Below are 26,169 nucleotides of genomic sequence, written 5' to 3' on the forward strand. Positions count from 1 at the left end.
GGCTCGGGGATGTGTATGAGGGACAGGGTCATCGGTCACCTTTCAGCGCGTCCAGCACTTCGTCGAGCCAGTCGACGCAACTCTGCTCGGCGCGGATACCGCCTCGCAGCACCACGTACTGGTGCAGGGCGGTGCCGGATAGTTCCGCGGGATCGGGGAACTGCTGCTTTTCGTAGCCGCGGTAGGTGTCCAGGAGCGCGGCGCGCTCGGCGCGCAACGCCCCGGCCTGCCCGCGCACCGCCGTGAGGTCCCCGTAGGCGGCGCCGCGCAGCTTGACGGCCAGGTCGCGGGTCGCGGTGTCGGTGACGGTGCTCCCGGAGCCCCTGCGCGGGCGCAGCGGCTCGGCGATCCACCGCGCGAGTTCGGCGCGGCCGGCGTCGGCCACGGTGTAGATCTTCTTGTCCGGCCGGCCCCGCTGGCTGACCTCGGTCACCGCCACCCAGCCGTCGTGCTCCATCGCCCGCAGGGTGCGGTAGATCTGCTGGTGAGTGGCGCTCCAGAAGTATCCGATCGACCGGTCGAAGCGGCGGGTGAGCTCGTATCCGGTGCCGGACTGCTCGCTCAGCGCGACCAGGATCGCGTGCGGGAGTGCCATGGGCGCGAGGGTAGGCGGCCCCCCGGGCATATGCAATCAGTTGCACTGCACCGAGATGCATAGGCCCATGTCCTTGCGCGGTTTGTATATGCGACGTCTAGTATCAGTAACTGTCGGCTGGGTGTGCCCTCCGGCAAAGTTAGGGGACACTGACACAGGCATTCGGGTTCAGCCACCGGATACTGGTCAACACCCAAAGGGACGCCCACCGGAACCACACGTGCAGCAGCCCCGCAGATGAACACCGAACAGGAGCCCGAGGAGAGTTCTGTGACGTACACGATCGCCCAACCCTGCGTCGACCTCAAGGACAAGGCATGCATCGAGGAATGCCCCGTCGACTGCATCTACGAGGGCGCCCGCATGCTGTACATCCACCCCGACGAGTGCGTGGACTGCGGTGCCTGCGAGCCGGTGTGCCCGGTTGAGGCCATCTTCTACGAGGACGACGTCCCGGATCAGTGGAGCAACTACACCCAGATCAACGCCGACTTCTTCGAGGAGCTCGGCTCCCCGGGTGGCGCGTCGAAGGTGGGTCAGACCGACAACGATCCCCAGTTCGTCAAGGACCTCGCGCCGCAGGGCGAGGACTGAGCGCGACCATGACGCGCCGGCGACTGTCGGCGGACCTTCCCGTCTTCCCGTGGGACACCCTCGCCGACGTCACCGCGACGGCCCGGGCCCATCCGGGCGGGATCGTCGACCTGTCGGTCGGCACCCCGGTGGATCCGGTCGCGCCGGTGATCCGGGAGGCGCTGGCCGCTGCCAGCGCCTCTCCGGGCTATCCCACGACGGCGGGCACCCCCCGGCTGCGCGAGTCGGCGGTGGCGGCGCTGGCGCGCCGCTACGGCGTGACCGGCGTGCCGGAGTCGGCGGTGCTCCCGGTGATCGGCACCAAGGAGCTGATCGCGTGGCTGCCGACGCTGCTGGCGCTGGGGGCCGACGACCTGGTGGTGATTCCCGAACTGGCCTACCCCACCTACGACGTCGGCGCGCGGCTGGCGGGCGCACAGGTGCTGGCCGCCGACTCGCTGACCCAGCTCGGCCCGCGCCGGCCCGCCGTCATCTTCCTCAACTCGCCGAGTAATCCGACGGGCCGCGTACTCGGCGTCGATCACCTGCGCAAGGTGGTGGAGTGGGCCCGCGAACGCGGCGCCGTCGTGGCCTCCGACGAGTGCTATCTGGGACTGGCCTGGGAATTCGAGCCGTTATCGGTGCTGCACCCCGCGGTGTGCGGGGGTGACCACACCGGGCTGTTGGCCATCCACTCGCTGTCGAAGACGTCGTCGCTGGCCGGATACCGTGCCGGGTTCGTCGCCGGTGATCCGGAGCTGGTCGCGGAGCTGCTGGCGGTCCGCAAACATGCCGGCATGATGGTGCCCACCCCGGTGCAGTCCGCGATGGTCGCCGCCCTCGACGACGATCCGCACGAGGAGGAGCAGCGGGAGCGCTACGCCCGCCGCCGGGCGGCGCTGCTGCCCGCGATCCGTGGCGCCGGGTTCACGGTGGACCACTCCGAGGCCGGTCTGTACCTGTGGGCCACCCGCGACGAGCCGTGCCGGCAGACCCTGGGCTGGCTGGCCGAGCGCGGGATCCTGGTGGCGCCGGGGGAGTTCTACGGATCCCGCGGTGCCCGCCACGTGCGCATCGCCCTGACCGCCACCGACGAACGCATCGAGGCGGCGGTGCAGCGGCTGTCCTGAGGACGGTTTCCTGTCGGACCGTCGAACTAGTGTTCGAATATGGGGTCGACTTCGGATCACGAGGCGGTGCAGGCCGCTCTGGACGATGTCGAGGCTGCCCTGGGCAAGCTGGCGACGGTGACCTGGGAGAGACTCACGCCACCCGAACTGCTGATGGTGCTGGACCGCAAGGAGGTCCTGGCCCGCCGCGCGGCGGCCCTCGATCATCCGGTGCTCGAGCAGTTGGCGCGCCGGAGCAGCCCGTCGCAGCTGGGCGGGTCCAGCCTGGCCGGTGTGCTGGCCGCCCGGCTGCGGATCAGCAGGACCGAGGCCACCAGGCGGGTGGGCGAGGCCGCCGACCTGGGGCCGCGACTGGCTTTGACCGGGACCCCGATGCCCCCGCGTCTGACGGCCACCGCGGCGGCGCAGGCCCGTGGCGAGCTCGACGCCGAGCACGTCAAGATCATCCGCGGGTTCTTCGACCGTCTGCCCGGACACGTCGACCACGCGACCCGGGAGGAGGCCGAGCGGAACCTGGCGCAGCTGGCCTGCGGGCTGGGACCGGAGGCGCTGCGCAAGGCCGCCGCGCGGCTGGAGGCGTTGCTCGACCCCGACGGCACACTCGACGACGTCGAGCGGGCCCGTCGCCGCGGTCTGACCATCGGCACCCAGCAGGCCGACGGGATGAGCAGGATCTCGGGCTTCCTGGATCCGCAGGCGCGCGCCACCCTGGACGCCGTCCTGGCCAAACTGGCCGCGCCCGGTATGTGCAACCCCGAGTCCGAGCATCCCCGGGTCTCGGGCTCGCCGACCGAGGATGAGATCCGCGCAGACACCCGCACCGCCGCCCAGCGCCGCCACGACGCGCTGACGGCGGCCGGGCGCGCGGTGCTCGCCAGCGGGGATCTGGGCCGGCTCAACGGACTGCCGGTCACCGTGGTCGTCTCCACCACGGTGGCCGAGCTGGAGTCGGCGACCGGGCACGCCGTGACCGCCGGCGGCACACTGCTGCCGATGAGCGACGTCCTGCGCATGGCCGGCCACGCCCTGCACTACCTGACCCTGTTCGACGGCTCCGGAAAATGCCTGTGGCTGGGCCGCACCCGCCGCGTCGCCTCGGCCGATCAGCGTCTGGTTCTGCTGACGCGTGACCGCGGCTGCACGTTCCCGGGCTGCACGGTGCCCGGGTTTCTGACCCAGGCCCACCACCTGACCGACTGGGCGGCGGGCGGAACCACCGATATCGACGAGCTCGCCCTGGCCTGCGGGCCGCACAACCGGCTGGCCACCGAGGGCGGCTGGGTCACCCGACGCCGCCGCGACGGGACGGTGGAGTGGATCCCGCCGGCCCACCTCGACACCGGCCAGAGCCGCACCAACGACTATCACCATCCCGAGCGCTATCTCGTCGACGAGGGGAGCTGTGGGGTCGACTGTGATGGGAACGGTGAGGAGGGGGACGGCGGGCATACCGACACCGGTGGCCCCGGCGGGGCCGATTCAAGCGGTGACCCCGGCGGCGGTGACCGAGCCGGTGACCCAAGCAGTGATCCCTAGCACCCGTGGCCGCCGCGGCGCCCACACCCATCCGAACGAGCGAGTGGCGCGCGACCAACGTGCGAGTTCGGTGGGCGGCCCACGCATGCCGAGGCCATGGAGACGGGCCGGAGACGGGCCGGAGACGGGCCGGGATCGCGGGCCGGGATTCAGGCGGTCGCCCGTAGGCTCAACGCCAGCAGCAGTCGCACGTCCGGGTCGTCGAGGGAGGTGGCGAGCACCTGTTCGATGCGGCGGATCCGGTAGCGCACGGTGTTGGGATGTACGTGCAGCCACCGCGCGGCCGCGCCGACATCGCCGAAGCTGTCGAGGTAGGCCTGCAGGGTCTCGGCGAGCATCGGCTCCTCCTCGCGCAGCACCCGCACCCGCGGGTCGACCAGGCGCGGGTCGCCGGCGATCGCGGTGACGATCTCGTCGAGCAGCACCGTGGTCCGCGCCTCGGCCAGCGAGGTCACCGGTTCCAGTGCGCCGGGATGGCGGCGCGCGCTGTCCAGCACGCGGTCGACCTCGACGCGGGCGGCCGCCGCCCCGGCCACACCGCCACCGGGAATCGCGATGACGGCCCGAAGCTCGAGGTTCAGTTCGGCGCGCAACGCCGCGATGGTGCCCCGGATCCAGGACGTCACCGCGGCGGGTTTGCCGACGGCCGGAAACAACACGTAGACGCGCGAGCGCGCCGAGGTCACCTGCGCATCGGAACGAAAGGCGTTGGCGCTCAGCGCAAGCACGTCGGGCAGCCGCGGCGCCGCGGTGGTGCTGTCGAACCCGATCAGCGCCGCCCGGCCGTCCGCCGGGATGCCCAGTTCCCGGGCGATCTGCTCGGCGTCCTCCGCCGCGGTGCGCTCGCCGCTGCGCAGGCCCAGCAGCTGCTGCACCCGCACCGTGTCCGTCGACGGAGCCGCCGCCAATCGGGCCATGATCCGCGCCGCCAGCACCGCCGCACCGCGCAGCACCTGCTCGGCGTCCTCGGCGAGGGGGCGGGTTCCCTGCTGTACCCAGATCGTGCCCGCGAACGCCGGCGCGCGCCGCGCGTCGGGGGCCGGCTGGAAGATCCCGATCGCCAGCCGCGGGCGCAGGCCCAGCTCGGGCCGTTCGGCCACGCGAACCACATCGGGGCGGGCGCGCAGCGCGTCGAAGATTCCCCACTGGGCGATCCACTGCAGGTGCTCCGACGGCCCGGCACGGCCCAGAATCGACAGCCGGCGCAACTCGTCGGCCTCGTCGTTGGACGCCGAATAGGCCAGCACGTGCGACTGCGCATCCTCGATGCTGACCATGCCGTGGGTGCGTTCGGCGATCGACTGCGCCAGCCCGAACAGGTCCGTGCCGGTGTCGCGGAACGCGCGGTCCCCGTGGTGCTCGAAGACGTGGTTGACCAGCCGGTAGAGCCGCTCCCAGCGGGCGCGCGGGTCCACCGCGACCACCGCGGTCCCCGCGGCCGCCGCGCGGGTCACCACCGCCTCCGAGGGTTCCTTGACGAACACGGCCGTCGGCGCCCGGGTTGCCGTCTGACGGTCGAACCACTCCACCGCGTCGCCGTCGGCGACACCGAGCAGGAAGAACAGGTCCGCCGACCCGGCGGCCTCCGCGAGACCGAGGCGCACGTCGTCGGGGTCGATCAGTGCCGCCGAGGCCACCGGCAGGTCCAGACCGCGGGGCGCCTCGACCAACGTGACCATCGTCGCGTCGAGGGCCAGCAGCAGCTGGCCCAGTGTGACACCCGGCGAGGTCATATTGGCCGATTCTACTAACGGTGTGAATCGACTTTGGCTGATCGGCCAACTCGGTGACGACGGTCATGGGGAATGCTCGAACGCATGGACGCCATCACCGCGGTGCCGATGCCGGCCAACGAGCCGGTGCACGACTACGCCCCGGGTTCCCCCGAGCGGCCCCGCCTGACCGCGGCGCTGGCCGCCTTGTCCACCGACCCCGTGGACCTGCCGCACGTGATCGGCGGCAGGCACGTGATGGGAGGTGGGCAGCGCATCGACGTGGTGCAGCCGCACAATCACCGCGCGGTGCTCGGCACCCTCACCAACGCCGAACACGCCGAGGCCGTCGCGGCGGTGGAAGCCGCCGCGAAAGCCAAGGACGCCTGGGCGGCCCTGCCCTTCGACGAGCGTGCCGCGGTGTTCCTGCGTGCCGCCGACCTGCTGTCCGGCCCCTGGCGGGAGAAGATCGCCGCGGCCACCATGCTGGGTCAGTCGAAGTCGGCCTACCAGGCCGAGATCGACGCGCCGTGCGAGCTCATCGACTTCTGGCGGTTCAACGTCGCTTTCGCCCGCCGCATCCTGGCCCAACAGCCGGTCAGCAGCCGCGGGGTGTGGAACCGCTCCGACTACCGGCCGCTGGACGGTTTCGTCTACGCCGTCACGCCGTTCAACTTCACCGCCATCGCGGGCAACCTGCCGACGGCGCCGGCCCTGATGGGCAACACCGTCGTGTGGAAACCCTCGGTCACTCAGACATTTTCGGCATACCTGACCATGCAGCTGCTGGAGGCCGCCGGACTGCCGCCCGGGGTGATCAACCTGGTGACCGGTGACGGTTTCGCCGTCTCCGATGTGGTGCTGGCCGACCCCCGGCTGGCCGGTATCCACTTCACCGGATCCACCGCGACGTTCCAGCACCTGTGGCGCGAGGTCGGCATGAACATCGAGCGCTATCACGGCTATCCGCGGCTTGTCGGTGAGACCGGGGGCAAGGACTTCGTGGTGGCCCACAGCTCGGCGAACCCCGAGGTGCTGCGTACGGCGCTGATCCGCGGTGCCTTCGACTACCAGGGCCAGAAATGCTCGGCGGCCTCGCGCGCGTTCGTCGCCCGCTCGGTGTGGCAGCGGATGGGAGACGACTTCCTCTCCGCCACCGAGCAACTCAGCTACGGTGACGTCACCGATCTGAGCAACTACGGGGGAGCGCTGATCGACGATCGTGCCTTCGCCAAGAACGTGCGCGCCATCGAGCGGGCCAAGAACGCCGATGTCACCATCGCGGTCGGCGGCGAATACGACGACAGCCAGGGCTATTTCGTCCGTCCGACGGTGCTGTTGTCGGACGATCCGACCGACGAGGCGTTCCGCGAGGAGTACTTCGGGCCGATCCTGGCCGTGCACGTCTATCCCGACGACGAGTACGAGAAGATCCTCGGGGTGGTCGATACCGGCGCCAGGTACGCGCTGACCGGTGCGGTGATCGCCGACGACCGCGCCGCGGTGCTGGCCGCCGAGAACCGGCTGCGCCAGGCCGCGGGCAACTTCTACGTCAACGACAAGCCCACCGGGGCCGTGGTCGGTCAGCAGCCGTTCGGCGGCGGCCGCGCCTCGGGCACCAACGACAAGGCGGGCTCGATGATGAACCTGCTGCGCTGGACGTCGGCGCGCTCGATCAAGGAGACCTTCGTCCCGCCGACCGAGCACACCTATCCCCATATGGAGGGCTGAGGTGTCCCCCGCGACGGTGTCCACGGCGACGGTGTCCACGGCGATGGTGTCCACCGCGACGCACCGGGCGTTCCGGCGGGTCGCCCGGCCGGCGATCCTCGCCGCCAGCCGGTCGACCCGGCTGCGCCGGGCGGTCGAGCGGATGCCGGTCACGCGCAGTGTGGTCCGCCGCTTCGTGGCCGGTGAGGATGTCGACGCGGCACTGGCGGCGGTGGCGACGCTGCGGGCATCGGGTCGGCTGGTCTCGGTCGATTACCTGGGCGAGGACGTCACCGACCGCGAGACCGCCACCGCGACCGTGCGGGCCTACCGGGGCCTGATCGACGCACTGGCCGCGCGCGAGGACCTCGGCGGCGATGCGGGCGGGGCCGTCAGGCCGCTGGAGGTGTCGCTGAAACTCTCGGCGCTGGGTCAGGCTCTGCCGCGCGACGGGGAGAAGATCGCCCTGGAGAACGCCCACGAGATCTGCACCCGGGCGGGGCGGGCCGGTATCTGGGTCACCGTCGACGCCGAGGACCATCGCAGCACGGACTCGACGCTGACGATCGTGCGGGAGCTGCGTGCCGACTTCGACTGGCTGGGCACCGTGTTGCAGGCCTACCTGCGGCGCACCGAGGCCGACTGCGCTGACTTCGCCGCGTCCGGGGCCCGGATCCGGCTGTGCAAGGGCGCCTATGACGAACCCGCGTCCGTGGCCTACCGCGATCCCGCCGAGGTCACCGACGCCTATCTGCGCTGCCTGAACGTGCTGATGGGCGGGTCCGGATATCCCATGGTGGCCAGCCACGACCCCGTGGTCATCGCCGCGACACCCGGGTTGGCCCGTGACAACGACCGGGGTGCGCAGGGTTTCGAGTACCAGATGCTCTACGGCATCCGCGACGCCGAGCAGGCGCGGCTGACCGCGGAGGGCGACGCGGTGCGGGTGTATGTGCCGTTCGGCACCCAGTGGTACGGCTACTTCGTGCGGCGGCTGGCCGAACGGCCGGCCAACCTGACGTTCTTCCTGCGTGCGCTGAGCGAACGCGCCGGCTGACCGGTCCGCGTGGTGCGCTCAGCCCGGGGTGGCCGCCACCGGCATGATCACGCTGCCGCGGCAGGCCCCCGTGGAGATGTCGGTGTGCCACAGGCCCTTCAGGGAGCCGTCGGGCTGAGGAGTGTAGAAGGTGAACGACTGCGCGGGGCTCCACTGTGACTGACCGGCGCCCAGGGAACACTGCCACACCCATTCGTAGGTGGTCTTCCACTGCTCGCCGTCCCAGGTGTAGCGCAGCGGGTTGGGCACCGTGGGGTTCGAGGACGCCGGCCCCTGGGCGGTGGCCACGCAGTAGCCGGTGGCGCAGCTGGTGGAGAAGGTGAACACCGCGCTGAAGTCGTTCTCCCGCTGCCGCGCGGCCGGGCTCGTCCCGCCCTTGGCCGAGGCGTGCGTCACCATCAGGTAGCGCCCGGTCCAGGACTGCGGCGCGGCATACGCCGGCGCGGCAGCGCCCACACCGGCGCCACACATCAGCGCGACGGCCACCGTCGCCGCCCATGGACGCCCTGTCAACACGCGATACACCGTAATGAGGCCGCCGAGGACCCCCCGGCCATGGACAGGCGCCTCAACCCAACCGTGTCCGAAGTGTGACCCGGCGGTGTGACCCGTGACGAGTGTTTCGGCACGGGAACTCACAGCGATCTTTCAGCGACCAACACTCCTGACGCGGTGGACGCGGCCGTGCGCCCCCGCAGTGACCAGAGAGGACGTTTGTCGCCATGCCCCGAACCACAGGCGCACGCAGGAGCGTGCCGGCCGTCGCCGCAGCCCTGGTATCCGCTGTGCTGGCTCTCACCGGTGCCGGTGTCGCCTCGGCGCACCCCGGACATGACCACGGCGGCTCCGGGGGAGGGTCGGGCAGCGGCTCCGGCGGCACGTCCAAGGGCGGTGGCGGCGTGAACCGCGGCGGCGGCGGCGACGGCACCTGCGAGAACAGCGCGTCGGTCGCGGTCCGGCCGAACTGCCGATGACCGGCCGGATTCGCCGTCACAGAAGGGAACTACTCATCGTCATGGCAACAGCGGGAACAGCAACCAAGAAAAAAGCAACTGCGGGAAAGGAATTCATGGCACGCGGAATCGCGGGGAACCGGATACTGGTCGGCGGCGTGTTGTTGGGCGCGGCCCTGGCCGTCGGCGCCCCGGCGGGTGCGGCCGCGGCGCACGAAGGCAATCCGTCCTCGGACGCCGTTGGGCGTCATCCGCTGGACAACCCGGCTCCCGGGGTGCGCGTCACCCAGGCGATCGGCGACCGGATCTACAACCAGAAGACCGCGGTCAACCGGGCGCTGGACGCCTCACCTTCGGGGCGGCGCTACCACGAGATGTTCGGCACCCCGAACCACGACGACCCGCACTCCGGCACGAACGGAACCTACCGAGGCATCCTGAACACCCCCGGCGCCGGCGGCGTGGGGCCCAAGGAGCTCTACGACTTCGGTCGCGAGCATCTCGGCTGGGCCGGCGAGGCCGACCTGCCCGCCGCGGTGGTCAAGGCGGTGGCCGGGCGAGCCTCCGGCGGCGGGCACGATCACGGCGAGGGGGAAGAAGGACACGGTAGCGACGAGAACGGCGTTGCGGCGCAACCGGTGTCGCTGGCCGCCGAGTCTTCCGGCTCGGGTTGTGTGATCAGCGCGGGCAAGACCTACACCGTCAGGTGCGGTTAGCCGGCGAGTGCGACGACGTTCAGGGACGTCGGGCGACGTCGAGGAACGTTGGGGGTGGGCCGTTTTCGGGTTGGCAGGCAACTCACAGCCAGATACAAGCGAGCGGCGAAGTTCGTGTGGCGAGATAGGTGTGCGAGCCCGGTAGTGCCGACGTCGACACCACCGCGTCAGGGTCTCGCTCGCAGTACCCGGCGTTGTTGTCACAGTCACAGAAGGGCTACCTCACGGCCATGGCCATCATCACAAATCGGGCGATCTACGGCGGCATCCTGATCGGGGCGGGCCTGCTGGTCTGCGCACCAGCGGGCCTGGCCTTCGCCGACAGCGGCGACGCGTCGGCGGACGCGGTCGGGAGGCCGGCACTGGACAATCCCGCACCCGGCATGCGTATGACCCAGGCGCTCGGCGACAAGGTCTACAACCAGAACACCAAGTTCAACACCATGCTCGACAACTCGCAGGCGGGCAAGCGCTACCACTCCATGTTCGGCACCGGTGACTACGCCGACCCGTCCCAGGGCACCAACGGCATCTACAAGGGCTTCCTCAACACGCCCGGGGCCGGTGGGATCGGGCCCAAGGAGTTCTACGACTTCGGTCGCAAGCGTCTCGGACTGCCGGGAGAGGCCGACCTGTCGGGGAAGGCCGTCGAGAAGATGGCCGGCCAGCACGGCACGTCCTCACAGAGCAGCGGCAACTACAACGCGTCGGCGATGTCGGCCACCGAATCCGGCGGCGGGTCCGGCTCCAAGTCCGCCGCGTCAGACTCCGGCTGCACCGTATCGTCCGGGGCGACCTACACCGTGCGCTGCAACTGAGCGGACCTCATCAGGGTGAGCGCCGCGAGAACCTGCCGTCGGTGACGTCGTCCCACTTCTGGCAGATGGTGGCCACCTGGGGGTCGCCCTGCTCGCGGATCCAGGCGCAGGTCTGTGCGTCCGTGGACGGGTTTGTGACCAGGATGGTCCGCAGCTCGGGGCGTTCCTCGGCGAGGGCGCGCAGCCGCTCGGGCGGCGTTGAGGGATCGGCGGCGCGTAACGCGTCGAGCGGGTCGATCAGCGCGCCGCGCGGGGCGTCAAAGCCCGCCAGGTCGCCCGCCAGGTCGCCCGCCGGTTCAGCCCCTTCCTCGGTGCCCGGGCCGCGGCGGCACAGTAACAGGTTGAGCAGGATCGCGGTGATCGCACCCGCGGAGATCCCGGAGTGGAAGATCGTCTGGAACCAGTCGGGGAACTTGGCGTAGAGGTCGACGGCGACGTTGACCGGATTCTCGGCCAGCGCGCGGTCGGTGTAGTACAGCTTGGCCTCGGTCAGCATGGCCACCCCGATCGAGATGGCGACCACCAGGATGTTGGTGTTGTCGAACTTCACCTTGCTCAGGGTGCGCACGCCGCTGGCGGCCACCATGCCGAACAGTGCCACCCCGGCGCCGCCGAGGACCGGCAGCGGGATTCCCTCGACGACCGCGGCCATCTTCGGCAGCAGGCCCAGCAGAACCAGGATGACCCCGGCGCCGGTGGCGACATGGCGGGTGCGTACCCCGGTGATCGCCACCAGGCCCACGTTCTGGGCGAAGGCCGTGTAGGGGAAGGTGTTGAACACCCCGCCCAGCACCGTGCCCAACCCGTCGGCGCGCAGTCCGTCGGCCAGTTTCTGCGGGGTGATCTTCTCGTCGACGATCTCGCCGACGGCGACGATGTCGCCGGTGGTCTCGGTCATGATCACGATCGCGACGATCAGCAGGGCGATGATCGAGCTGATCTCGAAGGTGGGCAGGCCGAACTGGAACGGTGCCACCACCCCGATCCAGCCGTAGTCGCCCATGTGGCTCCAGTCGGTCATCCCCAACGGCACGGCGACGACGGTGCCGATGATCAGCCCGAGCAGGATGGACACGCGGCGCATCGACTCGGGGGCGAAGCGCTCGATGGCGATGATGACCGCCAGGGTGAAGAAGCCCATCCCGATGGCCTTGGGGTCGCCGAAGTCCGGGCCGGTGCCGCCTCCGAACCAGCCGGCGGCCACCCGCATCAGCGAGACCCCGATGATGAGGATGATGGTGCCCGTCACCAGGGGCGGGAAGAACCGGATGAGCTTGCCGAACACCGGCGCGAGCACGATCATGAACAACCCGCAGGCGATCACCGAACCGTAGATGGCGGTGATCCCGTGGTTGGCCCCGATGGTGATCATCGGGCCCACCGCGGCGAACGTGACGCCCTGCATCAGCGGCAGCCGCACCCCGAACCGCCAGAACCCGACCGACTGGATGATCGTGGCGATCCCGGCGACGAACAGGTCGGCCATGATCAGGTGGACGATGTCGGACTGCTGCAGTTGTCCCGCGCCGACCATCGCGCCGCCCACGATCAGCGGCACCGCCACCGCGCCGGCGTACATCGCCAGCACGTGCTGCACGGCCAGCGGGAGCAGCCGCTTCAGCGGCGGGATGTCGTCGACGGGACGTGGTGCCTGTCGACCCTTCGTCAGCAATGCGGTAGCCACCATGCAGACATCTTTTGCAGGCCGGGTTTCGCCGGCTTCTCGTCGGCATCACCGCTGAGTTACACCGTCGGCCGGGTTACCCCGTCAGCGCGACTCGAACAACGCCAGCAGGGCCCAGGCCGCGATCGACTGCGCATCGGTGATCTCGCCCTCGCGGATCATCCGGCGCACCTCGTCCCCGCCGAACCACCGGCTGCGCATGTCCTGCTCCTCGTGTTCGCGGTCCGGTTCGCCCTCCACGACGTCGGTGGCCAGGAACACCCGCCCGCGCTGGCTGCTCATCCCCGGAGCGACGTCGAGCAGGCCCAGCGGGGTCATCCGGGCCGCCCGCAGCCCGGTCTCCTCGCGCAGTTCCCGGGCCGCCAGCTCGGCGGGATCCAGGTGGGCGCGGTCCGGGGCGGTGCCCTGCGGGAACTCCCAGCGGCGCAGTCCCAGCGGGTACCGGAACTGCTCCACGAGGCGGAACCGGCCCGCCTCGTCGCGGGCGATCACCAGCGCGTACGTGGGTTTGTCGACGACGCCGTAGATCCCCTCGCTGCCGTCGGGCCGGCGGATGGCGTCCTCCCGCAAGATCATCCAGTTGTTGCGGTACACCTCGCGTGACGCGATCCGTTCGATGTGGTCCACGCGGCCAGTATCGCCGAGGCCGGCGGGTAGCGTCTGACCCGTGTTGCTCGCATCCCTGAATCCCGCGGCGGTCGCGGCCGGTGCCGACCTGGCCGACGCGGTCACCATCGACGGTGTGTCGTTGAGCCGCAGCGACCTCGTCGGTGCCGCGACGTCGGTGGCCGAGCGTGTGGGCGGTGCCCACCGGGTGGCGATCCTGGCCGTCCCGACCGCCACCACGGTGCTCGCCGTCACCGGCTGCCTGATCGCCGGCGTGCCGTTCGTCCCGGTGCCCGCCGACGTCGGCACCGCCGAGCGCGCCCACATCCTGACCGACTCCGGCGCGCAGGCCTGGCTCGGTGAGCTGCCGGCCGAGACGGAGGGGCTGCCGCACATCCCGGTGCGCCGGCACGCGCGGTCCTGGCACCGCTATCCCGAACCGCCGCCGGAGGCGCTGGCCTATGTCATGTACACCTCGGGGACGACGGGTCTGCCGAAGGGCGTGCTGACCAGCCGCGGGGCGATCGCCGCCGATATCGACGCGCTGGCGGCGGCCTGGCAGTGGACACCGCAGGACACGCTGGCGCACGGACTGCCGCTGTTCCACGTGCACGGCCTGGTGCTGGGCCTGCTCGGTTCGCTGCGGGTGGGAAACCGATTCGTGCACACCGGAAAGCCGACCCCCGACGCCTATGCCGCGGCGCGGGAGCAGTCCGGGGCGACGCTGTACTTCGGAGTGCCGACGGTGTGGTCACGGGTGGCCGCGGACCCGGCCGTCGCGCAGACCCTGCGCGGGGCGCGGCTGCTGGTGTCGGGCAGCGCACCGTTGCCGGTGCCGGTCTTCGACCGGCTCGCCGAGCTCACCGGCCATGCACCGGTGGAGCGTTACGGCAGCACCGAGTCGCTGATCACCCTGAGCACCCGCGCCGACGGTGAGCGCCGGCCCGGGTGGGTCGGGCATCCGCTGGCCGGGGTGGACACCCGGCTGGTCGACGACGCCGGGGCCGCGGTGCCGCACGACGGCGAGACGATCGGGCACCTGCGTGTCCGCGGGCCGATGCTCTTCGACGGCTATCTGAACCGGCCCGAGGCCACCGCGGAGGTTCTCGAACCGGACGGGTGGTACCGCACCGGCGACGTCGCCGTCGCCGACGGCTCCGGGATGCACCGCATCGTCGGGCGCGAGTCGGTGGACCTGATCAAGTCCGGGGGCTACCGGATCGGCGCCGGCGAGATCGAGACCGCCCTGCTGGGGCATCCGGGCGTCGACGAGGTCGCCGTCGTCGGGGTCCCCGACGACGACCTGGGCCAGCGCATCGTCGCGTTCGTGGTCGGTGACGCCGAGCCGCAGGCCCTCATCGACCATGTGGCACAACAACTTTCCGCGCACAAGCGTCCGCGTGAGGTCAGGCTGGTGGCCGCGCTGCCGCGCAACGCGATGGGCAAGGTGCTCAAGAAGGAGCTGCAGCGATGAGCCTGCGCTGCACCGAGATCTGCATCGACGCCGCCGACATCCACGCCCTGGGCGCCTGGTGGTCGAAGGCCCTGGGCTGGCCGCCGGCTGACCCGGCGGCCCGCTCACTGCCAGGTGTTCTCGAAGACGAACTCCTCCAGCGGTCGCGGCGTCGCCCACCGGTCGAGTTCGAGCTGCGGGCGGTCCGGGAACTCCGCGACCGGGCCCAGGCACAGGATGGCGATCGGTTCGGCCCCGGTGGGGAAGTCCAGCAGCGCCGAGAGGTCCGCGGGCTCGAAGATCGACACCCAGCCCACGCCGTAGCCCTCCGCCCGGGCGGCCAGCCACACGTTCTGGATCGCGCAGGACGCCGACGCCAGATCCATCTGCGGCATGGTGCGCCGCCCGAACACGTGGCGGCCGCGGTCGGTGCCCAACGCCACCACCAGCAGTTCTGCGCAGTCGAGGATGCCCTCCACCTTCAGCGCCAGGAACTCGTCCTCGCGCCGCCCCAGGGCCGCGGCCGTCCGCAGCCGTTCGTCGCCGACCAGGGCGTGGATGCGTGTGCGCAGCACGGGATCGGTGATGCGCAGAAACCGCCACGGCTGCATCAGGCCCACGCTCGGCGCGGCGTGCGCGGCCTGCAGGATCCGGGCCAGCACCAGTTCGGGCACGGTGGAGTCGGGGAGGAATCTGCGCATGTCGCGGCGCGCGAAGATCGCGCGGTAGACGGCCCGGCGCTCAGGTTCGCTGAACGCGTGCGCGGTCACGGCCGTCGGCTCATGTCTGACCCGAACCTCAGTTGGAGTGCAGGGCTTCGTTGAGGGTGATGCCGTGGCCGTCGCGCCGGACCACCTCCACCGCACCGGACACCGAGTTGCGGCGGAACAGCAGGTTGTCGGAGCCGGAGAGCTCCCGCGCCTTGACCGATTTGCCGTCGGCTGTCGTCACCTTGGTGCCTGCGGTCACGTACAGCCCCGCCTCGATCACGCAGTCGTCGCCCAGCGAGATGCCCAGCCCGGAGTTGGCGCCGAGCAGGCAGCGTTTGCCCACCGAGATCACCTCGCTGCCGCCGCCGGAGAGCGTGCCCATGATCGACGCACCCCCGCCGACGTCCGAACCGTCGTCGACGACCACCCCGGCCGAGATGCGGCCCTCGACCATCGAGGAGCCCAGCGTCCCCGCGTTGAAGTTGACGAAGCCCTCGTGCATGACGGTGGTGCCCGAGGCCAGGTGCGCGCCCAGGCGCACCCGGTCGGCGTCGGCGATCCGCACCCCGGCGGGCGCCACGTAGTCGACCATCCGGGGGAACTTGTCGATGCCGTAGACGGTCACCGGGCCGCGCCGGCGCAGCCGGGCCCGCACCGTCTCGAAGCCGTCGACCGCGCACGGGCCGTGGTTGGTCCACACCACGTTGGACAGCAGGCCGAAGAACCCCGCGGCGTTGAGTGCGTGCGGGGCCACCAGGCGATGCGAGAGCAGATGCAGGCGCAGGTAGACGTCATGGGCGTCGGTGGCCGGTGCGCCCAGGTCGGGAACGGTGGTGCGCAGCACCACCGTCCTGGTGCCGCGGTCGGGGTCGGAGCCGGCCAGCGCCACCAGCTCGGGCGGCGCCTCGGCGTCGGTGAGGTGCAGATTGCCCGGCGGATCGAAGTCACCCAGTTCCGGTGCGGGGAACCAGGTGTCGAGGACAGTCCCGTCGTCGGTCAGCGTCGCCAGTCCGATACCCGAAGCTCCAGTCACGGTGCTATACGGTACCGGCTGCGTGTCCGTTCCCGGCAGCCCCCGCGGGCGGCCCGGATCCGTCGGTGTGCCGACCCGCTAGCCTGAGCAACGTGCTCGACCTCCACGGCGACCCCGTCGCCCTGACCGCGGCGCTGGTCGACGTCCCCAGCGAGTCGCGGGACGAGGCGCGCCTGGCCGATCTTGTGCAGGAGGCGCTGCGCACCCAGACCGCCGGGTTCGAGGTGATCCGCAGCGGCAACGCGGTGCTGGCCCGCACCCACCGGGGCCTGCCCAGCCGGGTCATGCTCGCCGGGCACCTGGACACCGTGCCGGTCGCCGACAATCTGCCCAGCTGCGTCGAGGGCGAGCGGATGTTCGGCTGCGGCACCTCCGACATGAAGTCCGGTGACGCGGTGTTCCTGCACCTGGCGGCCACCGTCACCGAGCCCGCGCACGACTTGACGCTGGTGTTCTACGACTGCGAGGAGATCGAGGCGTCGGCCAACGGGCTCGGGCGTATCGAGCGCGAGCTGCCGGACTGGTTGCTTGCGGACCTGGCCGTGCTCGGTGAACCCACCGGCGGCTTCATCGAGGCCGGGTGCCAGGGCACGCTGCGGGTCGTCATCGGGGCCGCCGGCACCCGCGCCCACTCGGCGCGATCGTGGATGGGCGACAACGCCGTTCACAAGCTGTCCGGGGTGCTGGCCCGGCTGGCCGACTACCGGCCGCGCAGCGTCGACATCGACGGCTGCGTCTACCGCGAGGGCCTGTCGGCGGTGCGGATCGACGGCGGCGTGGCCGGCAACGTGATTCCCGACGCCGCCTCGGTGACGGTGAACTTCCGCTTCGCCCCGGACCGCACCCCGGAGCAGGCCTTCGAGCATGTGGCCGAGGTGTTCGACGGCCTGCCGGTGACCATGGACCTGACCGATTCGGCGGCGGGCGCGCTGCCGGGGCTGGGGCAACCGGCGGCCGCCCAGCTGGTCGCCGCCGCGGGCGGGCAGGTGCGCGCCAAGTACGGCTGGACCGACGTGTCACGGTTCGCCGCCCTGGGCATCCCCGCGGTCAACTACGGGCCCGGCGATCCCAACCTGGCGCACCGGCGCGACGAGAGCGTGGAGATCGCGCAGATCACCACCGTGACCGAGATGCTGCGGGCGTACCTGAGCGCCTGACCGCCTCGGGGGCGTACACCGGCCGGCCCATACGATCTGCGTGTGCAGCGTGAGTGGGCGGTATGTGTGTACTGCGCGTCGGGTCCGACGCATCCGGAACTTCTGGCCCTGGCCACCCAGCTCGGCGAGGCGATCGCCGACCGCGGCTGGACGACGGTCTCCGGTGGCGGCAACGTCTCGGCGATGGGCGCGTTGGTGGCCGGGGCCCGGGCCCACAGCGGCCGGACCGTGGGCGTGATCCCGAAGGCGCTGGTGCACCGCGAGCTCGCCGACGTCGACGCCGACGAGCTCGTCGTCACCGACACCATGCGGCAGCGCAAGCAGATCATGGAGGAACGCGCCGATGCGTTCGTCACGCTGCCGGGCGGTATCGGCACCCTGGAGGAGCTCTTCGAAACCTGGACGGCGGGCTATCTGGGCATGCACGACAAGCCGGTGGTGATGTGCGACCCGCACGGTCACTACGACGGCCTGCTGCGGTGGCTCGACGAGCTGAAGGGGTCGGGCTACGTCGCCGAGTCCGCGCTGGACCGCCTGCTGGTGGTCCGCGACGTCGAGGCGGCCCTGGGGCTGTGCGGCCCCCGCGACATGGAGTGAGGGCGGTCACGGCGGGGGTTTGACAACACCGCTTGTCCGGGCATGAAAGGGGCACGGCTAGGCTGGCGCGCACATCCGCCGGGCAGATTCGACGAGTTGAGGGGCTTGATACAGGCATGTCCGACCACGATTCCGATTCGCGTAACTCCGTCGGTCTGCTCGACATCGCGACCAAGCTGCCCGAGGTCCTGATGGACACCCCGTCGATACTGCGGGGTGTCACGACGGGCCTGCTGGCGCGCCCGACGTCCAAGACGTCGATCGGCAAGGTGTTCCAGGAGCGCGCCGAGAAGTACGCCGACCGGGACTTCATCCGTTTCCACGACCAGTCGCTGACCTATGCCGAGGCCAACGCGACGGTCAACCGATTCGCGGCGGTGCTGGCGGCGCGCGGCGTCGGGCACGGGGACGTCGTCGGCATCATGCTGCGCAACTCGCCCAATGCCGTGCTGATGATGCTGGCCGCTGTCAAGTGCGGTGCCGTGGCCGGGATGCTCAACTTCCACCAGCGCGGCGATGTGCTCGCCCACAGCGTCGGCCTGCTCAAGGCCAGGGTGATCGTCACCGAGACCGACCTGGTGTCGCATTTCGTGGAGTCCGGAGCCCTCGACGGTGGGGCTCCGGACCCGATGACGATCGACGAGCTGGTGCGCCAGGCCGCCACCGCCCCGGCGACCAACCCGGCCAGCGTCTCGGCGGTGCTGGCCAAGGACACCGCGTTCTACATCTTCACCTCGGGTACCACCGGCCACCCGAAGGCCAGTGTGATGACCCACTTCCGCTGGCTGCGGGCGCTGGCGGTGTTCGGCGGGCTCGGGCTGCGGCTCAACAGCGACGATGTGCTCTACTGCTGCCTCCCGCTGTACCACAACAATGCGCTGACGGTGGCGGTCGCCTCGGTGATCAACGCCGGAGCGACGCTGGCGCTGGGCGAGAAGTTCTCCGCCTCGAAGTTCTGGGACGAGGCGATCGGTTACGGCGCGACGGCCTTCGTCTACATCGGTGAACTGTGCCGCTACCTGCTCAACCAGCCGCCCAAGCCGACCGACCGCGCCCACAAGGTGCGGGTGATCGCCGGCAACGGCCTGCGGCCCGACATCTGGGACGAGTTCACCTCCCGGTTCGGGATCGAGCGGGTATGTGAGTTCTACGCCGCCAGCGAGGGCAACACGGCGTTCATCAACATCTTCAACATGCCCAAGACCACCGGGATCAGCCCCACGCCGCTGGCCTACGTCGAGTACGACGCCGAGACCGGCGAGCCCACCCGCAACGAGGACGGCCGGGTGACCAAGGTGCCCGCCGGGACGCCGGGCCTGCTGATCAGCCCCGTCAACCGGCTCTCCCCGTTCGACGGCTACACCGATCCGGAGGCCACCGAGAAGAAGCTCATCCGCAACGCGTTCCGCGACGGCGACGTGTGGTTCAACACCGGCGACGTGATGAGCCCACAGGGCATGGGGCATGCCGCGTTCTCCGACCGGCTCGGCGACACCTTCCGGTGGAAGGGCGAGAACGTCGCCACCACCGAGGTCGAGGCGGCGCTGGCCGCCGACCCGCAGGTGGAGGAGTGCACGGTGTTCGGGGTGGAGATCCCCAACACCGGGGGCCGGGCGGGGATGGCCGCGGTCAAGGTGCGCTACGACGACGAGTTCGACCCGATCGAGCTGGCCGAGACGCTCTACGACAGGTTGCCGACCTACGCGATCCCGTTGTTCATCCGGATCGTGGACTCCCTGGAGCACACGTCGACGTTCAAGAGCCGCAAGGTCGACCTGCGCAAGGAGGCCTACGGCAACCACATCGACGACCCGCTGTTCGTGCTGGCCGGCCGTCGTGAGGGGTATGTGCCGTACCACGACGCGTACCCCGACGAGGTGGCCGAGGGCCAGCGTCCGAAGGGCTGAGGAACGAACGGGTTTTTCGAAGCCCTGAAGGAGCGCTGGCCGTGGGGTTGGGCCAGCGTCCGAAGGGTTGAGGGGCCGGCCCCTGCACCAGCCCTTTTGACAGCCCTTTTGACGCGGTCGCCGTGGCCGGCGCGCGGCGCCATCTAGCCTGGAAGCCGTGCAGTCGACCTTCCTGGGCCGCCCGGTGGCCGGTGACCGGGCGCTCATCATGGCCATCGTCAACCGCACCCCGGACTCGTTCTACGACCGCGGTGCCACCTTCTCCGACGAGGCGGCCAAGGACGCGACGCACCGCGTCATCGAGGAGGGCGCCGACGTCGTCGACATCGGCGGGGTCAAGGCCGGCCCCGGCCAGCTCGTCGACGTCGATGAGGAGATCGCCCGGGTCGTGCCGTTCATCGAGTGGCTGCGGGCGGCCTACCCACACCAGCTGATCAGCGTCGACACCTGGCGCGCCGAGGTCGCCAAGCTGGCCTGTGCCGCCGGCGCCGACCTGATCAACGACACCTGGGCGGGGGCCGATCCCGGCCTGCCCGAGGTGGCCGCGGAGTTCGGCGTCGGGCTGGTCTGCTCGCACACCGGCGGCGCCGTGCCGCGCACCAGGCCGTTTCGCGTCAGCTACGGCACCACCACGACCGGGGTGGTCGACGACGTGGTCCGCGAGGTCACGACGGCGGCCGAACGCGCGGTGTCCCTCGGGGTGTCGCGGGACGCGATCCTGATCGATCCCACCCATGATTTCGGTAAGAACACTCATCACAGCCTTAGTTTGTTGCGCCACGTAAAAGTTCTCGTTAAGACCGGATGGCCCGTCCTGATGGCACTGAGCAACAAAGATTTTGTCGGGGAGACTTTGGGCGTGGGTCTGACCGAGCGCCTGGAGGGCACGCTGGCGGCGACCGCGCTCGCGGCCGCCGACGGTGCCCGGATGTTCCGGGTGCACGAGGTCGGACCCACTCGGCGCGTACTGGAGATGGTCGCGTCGATCCAAGGAAAGCGTCCACCGACGCGGACGGTGAGGGGACTGGCATGACGACCACACCCGATCTCGGCTCGGGAACTTCAGTGACCACCGATGCCTGGCTGCGAAGCCACAGTTGGAATCGCCCGGAGTGGACGGTCGCCGAGTTGGAGGCGGCCAAGGCCGGCCGGACGATCTCGGTCGTCCTGCCCGCCCTCAACGAGGAGGAGACGGTCGCCGGTGTCGTCGACACCATTCAGCCGCTGGTCGGAGGCCTCGTCGACGAGCTGATCGTCCTCGACTCCGGATCCACCGATGACACCGAGATCAGGGCGATCGCCGCCGGCGCCCGCGTCGTGAGCCGCGAGCAGGCCCTGCCCGAGGTGTCGCCCCAGCCCGGCAAGGGCGAGGTGCTGTGGCGCTCGCTGGCGGCCACCACCGGCGACATCATCGTCTTCGTCGACTCCGACCTGCTGGATCCGGATCCGATGTTCGTGCCCCGCCTGGTGGGGCCGCTGCTGACGGTCGAGGACGTGCACCTGGTCAAGGGCTTCTACCGCAGGCCCCTGAAGGTCAGCGGCAAGGAGGACGCCAACGGCGGCGGCCGGGTCACCCAGCTGGTGGCCCGCCCCATGCTGACGGCACTGCGCCCGGAACTGGGCTGCGTGTTCCAGCCGCTGGGCGGCGAGTACGCCGGTACCCGCGAGCTGCTCACGTCGGTGCCCTTCGCCCCCGGCTACGGGGTGGAGATCGGTCTGCTCGTCGACACCTACGACCGGCTGGGGCTGGATGCGATCGCCCAGGTCAACCTCGGTGTCCGGGTGCACCGCAACCGCCCGCTGACCGAACTGGGCGCGATGAGCCGCCAGATCATCGCGACGTTGTTCAGCCGCTGCGGCATCCCGGACTCCGGCGTCGGGCTCACGCAGTTCTTCGCCGACGGCGACGGCTTCACCCCGCGTACCTCGGTGGTGACCACCGACGACCGGCCTCCCATGAACACCCTGCGCTGACGCTCCCGCGCCGGCCACGGCGGCGCGGATGCTTTCTGTCGGGGTGATCGGGCAGTATCAGTGGCGTGACATTGGTCTTGCTTTACCTGGTGGTGCTCGTACTCGTCGCCATCGTGTTGTTCGGTGTGGGCAGCCTGATCTTCGGGCGGGGTGAGCGGCTGCCACCGCTTCCCCGGGCCACCACGGCCACGGTGCTGCCGGCCTCCGGCGTCACCGGCGCCGACGTCGACGCGGTGAAGTTCACCCAGGTGATGCGCGGCTACAAGACCAGTGAAGTGGACTGGGTGCTCGACCGGCTGGGTCAGGAACTCGACGAGCTGCGCGCCGAGCTGGCGTTGCTGCGCCATCCCGAGTCCGCCCCGGGCGGTGAGGTCCTCGAAAGCCGCCCGCCCGGCCGCGGCCCGCAGGCCGGTGACGTGCCGGCCGGCCCGCCCGGCAGCTGGGGCGTCCCCGGTGTCCCGGGCTCGGTGGCCGAGGACCGTCGTGACCGCAGCTGAACCGGCCGACGACGGTCGCCCCCGCTGCGATTGGGTGCCGGCGAACTCCCCGCTGTACCGCGAGTACCACGACCAGGAGTGGGGCCGCGCGCTACGGGGCACGGTGCCGCTCTACGAGCGATTGTGCCTGGAGGCCTTCCAGAGCGGGCTGTCCTGGATCACCATCCTCCGCAAGCGTGACAACTTTCGGCGGGCCTTCGCCGGGTTCGACATCGACACGGTGGCGGGGTTCGGTGACGCCGACGTCGCACGGCTGATGGCGGACACCGGCATCGTGCGCAACCGCGCCAAGATCGAGGCCACCGTCGCCAATGCCCGTGCCACGGCGGACCTCGACGTCGACCTGTCCGACCTGCTCTGGTCGTTCGCGCCGCCGGCGCGGCCGCGGCCGGCGGCGATGTCCGACGTGCCTGCGGTGACGCCGGAATCCACAGCAATGGCCAAGGAACTCAAGCGTCGCGGATTCCGTTTCGTCGGGCCGACGACGGCCTACGCGTTGATGCAGGCCACCGGCATGGTCGACGACCACATCAGGTCGTGCTGGGTCCCTCCGGAGCCCGGTCGCGGTTGACCGCGCCCACGACAGGTGCCCCGCCGACGGTGCGAAGAGCGGGTCTTCCACACGCTGGGCCGCTGATAGGGAACAATAGGGGAGTGAATCGGCAGGTCGACGCTGTGTTGCACCGGGGGGCGCCACCAGCGGCGGCCTGGTTCGCAGGAGCGGACCTGCCCAGATCTGGAGGGAGCACTCGATGGCGGCGATGAAGCCCCGGACCGGCGACGGTCCTCTGGAAGCAACCAAGGAGGGGCGCGGCATCGTGATGCGGGTACCACTGGAGGGCGGAGGCCGGCTCGTGGTCGAGTTGACCCCGGAGGAAGCCGCCGCGCTGGGCGACGAACTCCGCAGCGTCACCAGCTAGCGGCGGACGCGTCCCCCCCCGACGCCGCAGAACGAACCCCGCGCCGTGTGCGCGGGGTTCGTCCTGATGCACGAGGGTCGCGGGTCTCCCCGGATCTCTGACGCGGCGGCGTCAGCTGCAGACCTTGCGGTAGATCTCCAGGGTCTGCTCGGCGATATGCGCCCAGGAGAACTCGTCGATGCAGCGCTGCCGCCCGGCGCGGCCGTACTGTGCGGCGGTGTCGGGCTGCCCCATCAATGCGTTGACCGCGTCGGCCAGGGCGGTTTCGAAACCACGCGGGTTCTCGGCGTCGTAGTGCACCAGTGACCCGGTCACCCCGTCGTCCACCACCTCGGGGATGCCGCCGACGTCGGAGGCCACCACCGCGGTGGCACAGGCCATGGCCTCCAGGTTGACGATCCCGAGCGGCTCATAGACAGACGGGCAGACAAAAACAGTTGCCGCGGAGAGTATCTCGCGGATCTTGTTGATGGGCAGCATCTCCTGCACCCAGAACACGCCCGAGCGTACGGCGGCAAGCTCCTGCACCGCCGTGGACACCTCCGCGGCGATCTCGGGGGTGTCGGGCGCCCCGGCGCACAGCACCAATTGGATGCCCGGCGCGAACCGGTGGGCGGCGGCCACCAGATGCGCGACCCCCTTCTGCCGGGTGATGCGGCCCACGAACGCCACGATCGGTCGGTCCGGGTCCACACCGAGTTCTCTCAGGACGGAGTCGGCCGGGTCGGGTTCGGCGGGGTACCACGCCTCGGTGTCGATACCGTTCTTCACCACGTGCACCCGGTTCGGGTCCAGCGCCGGGTAGACCCGCAGCACGTCCTCACGCATCCCCGAGCTGACCGCGATCACCGCGTCGGCGGCCTCCATCGCGGTGCGTTCCACCCACGACGAGATCCGGTAGCCGCCGCCGAGCTGCTCGGCTTTCCAAGGGCGTAGCGGTTCCAGGGAATGGGCGGTGACGACGTGGGGGATGCCGTGCAGCAGCGCCGCCAGGTGCCCGGCCATGCCGGTGTACCAGGTGTGCGAGTGCGCCACGTCGGCGCCGGCGGCCCCGTTGGCCATGACCAGATCCGACGACAACGTCGACAGCGCCGCGTTGGCGCCCTTCAGGGCAGGGTCGGGTTGGTGCACGAAGGCCCCGGGCCGCGGGGAGCCCATGCAGTGCACGTCCACCTCGCAGAGCCGCCGGAGCTGCCCGACCAGTTCGGTGACATGCACCCCGGCGCCACCGTAGACCTCCGGGGGATACTCCCGAGTCATCATCGCAACCCGCATAGCCACGACCGTAATGCCCGGCGGTGTCTGGCGCAGGTTTGTGTCGAACCCCGGGACCGGCACGCGCCGGCGGCCCTCTTCGGGGGTGCTGTGTCCGCCGAATCACGTTGATGGACAAACCGTGTTCGGGACGGTGTTGGGGACGGTGGCCGGGCCTGGTCGTGGTGCGTTTGGGGCACCTGTTCCGACGGGTCCACCCCCGTAAACGCCCCATTAATCCCGGCGTTGGCCTAGCCGCATTACGCGGGTGCCGATAGGTTTGTCCACATGAGGGAAGCGCCACATGTGCTGGGCATCGTCCTGGCAGGCGGGGAGGGCAAGCGGCTTTACCCACTGACGGCTGATCGGGCCAAGCCTGCGGTCCCCTTCGGGGGTGGCTACCGGCTGATCGATTTCGTGCTGTCGAATCTGGTCAACGCACGGTTTTTGCGGATCTGCGTTCTCACCCAGTACAAGTCGCATTCGCTGGACCGCCACATCTCGCAGAACTGGCGGCTGTCGGGGCTGGCGGGGGAGTACATCACCCCGGTCCCCGCGCAGCAGCGTCTCGGGCCGAGGTGGTACACCGGCTCGGCCGACGCCATCTACCAGTCGCTGAACCTCATCTACGACGAGGATCCCGACTACATCGTCATCTTCGGTGCCGACCACGTGTACCGGATGGACCCCGAACAGATGGTGCAGCAGCACATCGACAGCGGGGCCGGGGCGACGGTGGCCGGCATCCGGGCTCCGCGGTCGGAGGCCTCGGCGTTCGGCTGCATCGACGCCGACGAGTCCGGTCGCATCCGCGGGTGGGTGGAGAAGCCGGCCAATCCGCCGGGCACCCCGGACGATCCCGATCAGACGTTCGTCTCGATGGGCAACTACATCTTCACCACCAAGGTTCTCATCGACGCCATCCGCGCCGACGCCGACGACGACCACTCCGATCACGACATGGGCGGCGACATCATTCCCCGTCTGGTCGCCGACGGGATGGCCTCGGTCTACGACTTCAACAACAACGAGGTGCCCGGGGCCACCGAACGCGACCACGGCTACTGGCGCGATGTCGGGACGCTCGACGCGTTCTACGACGCCCACATGGACCTGGTGTCGGTGCATCCGGTCTTCAATCTCTACAACAAGCGCTGGCCGATCCGGGGTGGCTCGGAGAACCTGGCGCCGGCCAAGTTCGTCAACGGTGGGTCGGCCCAGGAGTCGGTGGTCGGCGCCGGCAGCATCATCTCGGCGTCCTCGGTGCGCAATTCGGTGCTGTCGTCGAACGTCTACGTCGAGGACGGTGCGATCGTCGACGGCAGCGTCCTGATGCCCGGCGTGCGGGTGGGCCGGGGCGCGGTGGTGCGCAAGGCGATCCTGGACAAGAACGTCGTGGTGGGCCCCGGTGAGATGGTCGGCGTCGACCTGGAGAAGGACCGTGAGCGGTTCGCGTTGAGCTCGGGCGGCGTCGTCGCGGTCGGCAAGGGCGTCTGGATCTAGGGTCCGGTTTCCGGCCGCCGCAGGATCGCCGACATCCGGCCGTTCTCCATCCACGCCCAGACCGGTCGGCAACT

The 26,169-nt window shown here is 70.3% G+C and carries 26 protein-coding genes; 18 read left to right on the plus strand and 8 right to left on the minus strand.

What is annotated here, in order from left to right:
- Positions 1–28: 28 nt before the first annotated feature.
- The gene (locus CSR00_RS19060) at positions 29–595 is read right to left on the minus strand and encodes a PadR family transcriptional regulator (RefSeq protein ID WP_099023994.1); all 567 of its coding nucleotides are present in this window, start codon (positions 593–595) and stop codon (positions 29–31) included.
- A gap of 270 nt (positions 596–865) precedes the next feature.
- Here CSR00_RS19060 and fdxA point away from each other — a divergent pair, with 270 nt between their 5' ends.
- Genes fdxA through CSR00_RS19075 form a run of 3 tightly spaced genes read left to right on the plus strand, consistent with a single transcriptional unit; the run spans position 866 to position 3,834 of the window.
- Positions 866–1,189 carry a ferredoxin gene (fdxA, locus tag CSR00_RS19065; protein WP_099024028.1) on the plus strand — a complete coding sequence of 108 codons (324 nt, stop codon included), beginning with the start codon at positions 866–868 and terminating at the stop codon, positions 1,187–1,189.
- Between the two features lie 8 nt (positions 1,190–1,197).
- Positions 1,198–2,298: a succinyldiaminopimelate transaminase gene (dapC, locus tag CSR00_RS19070; protein ID WP_099023995.1), complete on the plus strand. Its 1,101-nt coding sequence runs from the start codon at positions 1,198–1,200 to the stop codon at positions 2,296–2,298.
- 39 nt (positions 2,299–2,337) lie between these two features.
- Complete coding sequence (locus tag CSR00_RS19075) at positions 2,338–3,834, plus strand: HNH endonuclease signature motif containing protein (protein WP_099023996.1); 1,497 nt, start codon at positions 2,338–2,340, stop codon at positions 3,832–3,834.
- Between the two features lie 149 nt (positions 3,835–3,983).
- On the opposite strand, the gene CSR00_RS19080 is transcribed toward CSR00_RS19075, so the two are convergent.
- Positions 3,984–5,567: a PucR family transcriptional regulator gene (locus tag CSR00_RS19080; protein WP_099023997.1), complete on the minus strand. Its 1,584-nt coding sequence runs from the start codon at positions 5,565–5,567 to the stop codon at positions 3,984–3,986.
- A gap of 84 nt (positions 5,568–5,651) precedes the next feature.
- On the opposite strand from CSR00_RS19080, the gene pruA reads away from it, so the two are divergent.
- On the plus strand, positions 5,652–7,277 hold the full coding sequence (pruA, locus tag CSR00_RS19085; protein ID WP_099024029.1) for an L-glutamate gamma-semialdehyde dehydrogenase: 1,626 nt from the start codon (positions 5,652–5,654) through the stop codon (positions 7,275–7,277).
- Positions 7,278–7,320: 43 nt separating this feature from the next.
- Positions 7,321–8,313, plus strand: coding sequence for a proline dehydrogenase family protein (locus CSR00_RS19090; RefSeq protein WP_099024030.1), 993 nt, complete (start codon positions 7,321–7,323; stop codon positions 8,311–8,313).
- A gap of 18 nt (positions 8,314–8,331) precedes the next feature.
- Here CSR00_RS19090 and CSR00_RS19095 read toward each other — a convergent pair whose 3' ends face one another.
- A complete protein-coding gene (locus CSR00_RS19095; protein ID WP_407662477.1) occupies positions 8,332–8,829 on the minus strand; it encodes an Rv2253 family sensor-like surface protein in 498 nt (165 codons plus the stop codon).
- A gap of 206 nt (positions 8,830–9,035) precedes the next feature.
- Between CSR00_RS19095 and CSR00_RS19100 the strand changes: the two genes are divergently transcribed.
- The 3 genes from CSR00_RS19100 (at position 9,036) to CSR00_RS19110 (ending at position 10,800) form a co-directional block, all read left to right on the plus strand.
- Positions 9,036–9,287 (plus strand): hypothetical protein, encoded by a 252-nt coding sequence (locus CSR00_RS19100; RefSeq protein ID WP_141564402.1) that lies wholly within the window; start codon positions 9,036–9,038, stop codon positions 9,285–9,287.
- 95 nt (positions 9,288–9,382) lie between these two features.
- Positions 9,383–9,982 (plus strand): hypothetical protein, encoded by a 600-nt coding sequence (locus CSR00_RS19105; protein WP_099023999.1) that lies wholly within the window; start codon positions 9,383–9,385, stop codon positions 9,980–9,982.
- Positions 9,983–10,212: 230 nt separating this feature from the next.
- Positions 10,213–10,800 carry a hypothetical protein gene (locus tag CSR00_RS19110; protein WP_099024000.1) on the plus strand — a complete coding sequence of 196 codons (588 nt, stop codon included), beginning with the start codon at positions 10,213–10,215 and terminating at the stop codon, positions 10,798–10,800.
- 10 nt (positions 10,801–10,810) lie between these two features.
- On the opposite strand, the gene CSR00_RS19115 is transcribed toward CSR00_RS19110, so the two are convergent.
- A complete protein-coding gene (locus CSR00_RS19115) occupies positions 10,811–12,487 on the minus strand; it encodes a nucleobase:cation symporter-2 family protein (RefSeq protein ID WP_099024001.1) in 1,677 nt (558 codons plus the stop codon).
- An 81-nt stretch (positions 12,488–12,568) separates the two neighbouring features.
- Complete coding sequence (locus tag CSR00_RS19120; RefSeq protein WP_099024002.1) at positions 12,569–13,111, minus strand: NUDIX domain-containing protein; 543 nt, start codon at positions 13,109–13,111, stop codon at positions 12,569–12,571.
- 40 nt (positions 13,112–13,151) lie between these two features.
- Here CSR00_RS19120 and CSR00_RS19125 point away from each other — a divergent pair, with 40 nt between their 5' ends.
- Positions 13,152–14,564 carry an acyl-CoA synthetase gene (locus CSR00_RS19125; RefSeq protein WP_099024003.1) on the plus strand — a complete coding sequence of 471 codons (1,413 nt, stop codon included), beginning with the start codon at positions 13,152–13,154 and terminating at the stop codon, positions 14,562–14,564.
- A gap of 104 nt (positions 14,565–14,668) precedes the next feature.
- Here CSR00_RS19125 and bluB read toward each other — a convergent pair whose 3' ends face one another.
- Entirely contained in the window at positions 14,669–15,313 is a 645-nt protein-coding gene (gene bluB / locus CSR00_RS19130; RefSeq protein ID WP_099024004.1) for a 5,6-dimethylbenzimidazole synthase, read from the minus strand.
- A 28-nt stretch (positions 15,314–15,341) separates the two neighbouring features.
- A complete protein-coding gene (gene dapD, locus CSR00_RS19135) occupies positions 15,342–16,286 on the minus strand; it encodes a 2,3,4,5-tetrahydropyridine-2,6-dicarboxylate N-succinyltransferase (protein WP_099024005.1) in 945 nt (314 codons plus the stop codon).
- A 92-nt stretch (positions 16,287–16,378) separates the two neighbouring features.
- Between dapD and dapE the strand changes: the two genes are divergently transcribed.
- The 8 genes from dapE (at position 16,379) to CSR00_RS19175 (ending at position 23,338) form a co-directional block, all read left to right on the plus strand.
- Positions 16,379–17,443 (plus strand): succinyl-diaminopimelate desuccinylase, encoded by a 1,065-nt coding sequence (gene dapE, locus CSR00_RS19140; RefSeq protein ID WP_099024006.1) that lies wholly within the window; start codon positions 16,379–16,381, stop codon positions 17,441–17,443.
- A gap of 36 nt (positions 17,444–17,479) precedes the next feature.
- Entirely contained in the window at positions 17,480–18,040 is a 561-nt protein-coding gene (locus CSR00_RS19145) for a cytokinin riboside 5'-monophosphate phosphoribohydrolase (protein ID WP_099024007.1), read from the plus strand.
- Between the two features lie 116 nt (positions 18,041–18,156).
- Complete coding sequence (fadD6, locus tag CSR00_RS19150; protein WP_099024008.1) at positions 18,157–19,947, plus strand: long-chain-acyl-CoA synthetase FadD6; 1,791 nt, start codon at positions 18,157–18,159, stop codon at positions 19,945–19,947.
- A gap of 157 nt (positions 19,948–20,104) precedes the next feature.
- The gene (gene folP, locus CSR00_RS19155; RefSeq protein WP_099024009.1) at positions 20,105–20,980 is read left to right on the plus strand and encodes a dihydropteroate synthase; all 876 of its coding nucleotides are present in this window, start codon (positions 20,105–20,107) and stop codon (positions 20,978–20,980) included.
- Positions 20,977–21,921 carry a glucosyl-3-phosphoglycerate synthase gene (locus CSR00_RS19160; RefSeq protein ID WP_099024010.1) on the plus strand — a complete coding sequence of 315 codons (945 nt, stop codon included), beginning with the start codon at positions 20,977–20,979 and terminating at the stop codon, positions 21,919–21,921. Before folP ends, CSR00_RS19160 begins: the two co-directional genes overlap by 4 nt.
- 65 nt (positions 21,922–21,986) lie before the next feature.
- Entirely contained in the window at positions 21,987–22,418 is a 432-nt protein-coding gene (locus tag CSR00_RS19165) for a DivIVA domain-containing protein (protein ID WP_099024011.1), read from the plus strand.
- Entirely contained in the window at positions 22,405–22,989 is a 585-nt protein-coding gene (locus CSR00_RS19170; RefSeq protein WP_099024012.1) for a DNA-3-methyladenine glycosylase I, read from the plus strand. Before CSR00_RS19165 ends, CSR00_RS19170 begins: the two co-directional genes overlap by 14 nt.
- A gap of 181 nt (positions 22,990–23,170) precedes the next feature.
- A complete protein-coding gene (locus CSR00_RS19175) occupies positions 23,171–23,338 on the plus strand; it encodes a DUF3117 domain-containing protein (protein ID WP_099024013.1) in 168 nt (55 codons plus the stop codon).
- Positions 23,339–23,449: 111 nt separating this feature from the next.
- Here CSR00_RS19175 and glgA read toward each other — a convergent pair whose 3' ends face one another.
- Entirely contained in the window at positions 23,450–24,613 is a 1,164-nt protein-coding gene (gene glgA, locus CSR00_RS19180) for a glycogen synthase (protein WP_099024014.1), read from the minus strand.
- A 267-nt stretch (positions 24,614–24,880) separates the two neighbouring features.
- Between glgA and glgC the strand changes: the two genes are divergently transcribed.
- Positions 24,881–26,095: a glucose-1-phosphate adenylyltransferase gene (gene glgC, locus CSR00_RS19185; protein WP_099024015.1), complete on the plus strand. Its 1,215-nt coding sequence runs from the start codon at positions 24,881–24,883 to the stop codon at positions 26,093–26,095.
- The last annotated feature ends 74 nt before the right edge of the window (positions 26,096–26,169 follow it).

Source organism: Mycolicibacterium palauense, assembly GCF_002592005.1.
Taxonomy (GTDB): Bacteria; Actinomycetota; Actinomycetes; order Mycobacteriales; family Mycobacteriaceae; genus Mycobacterium; species Mycobacterium palauense.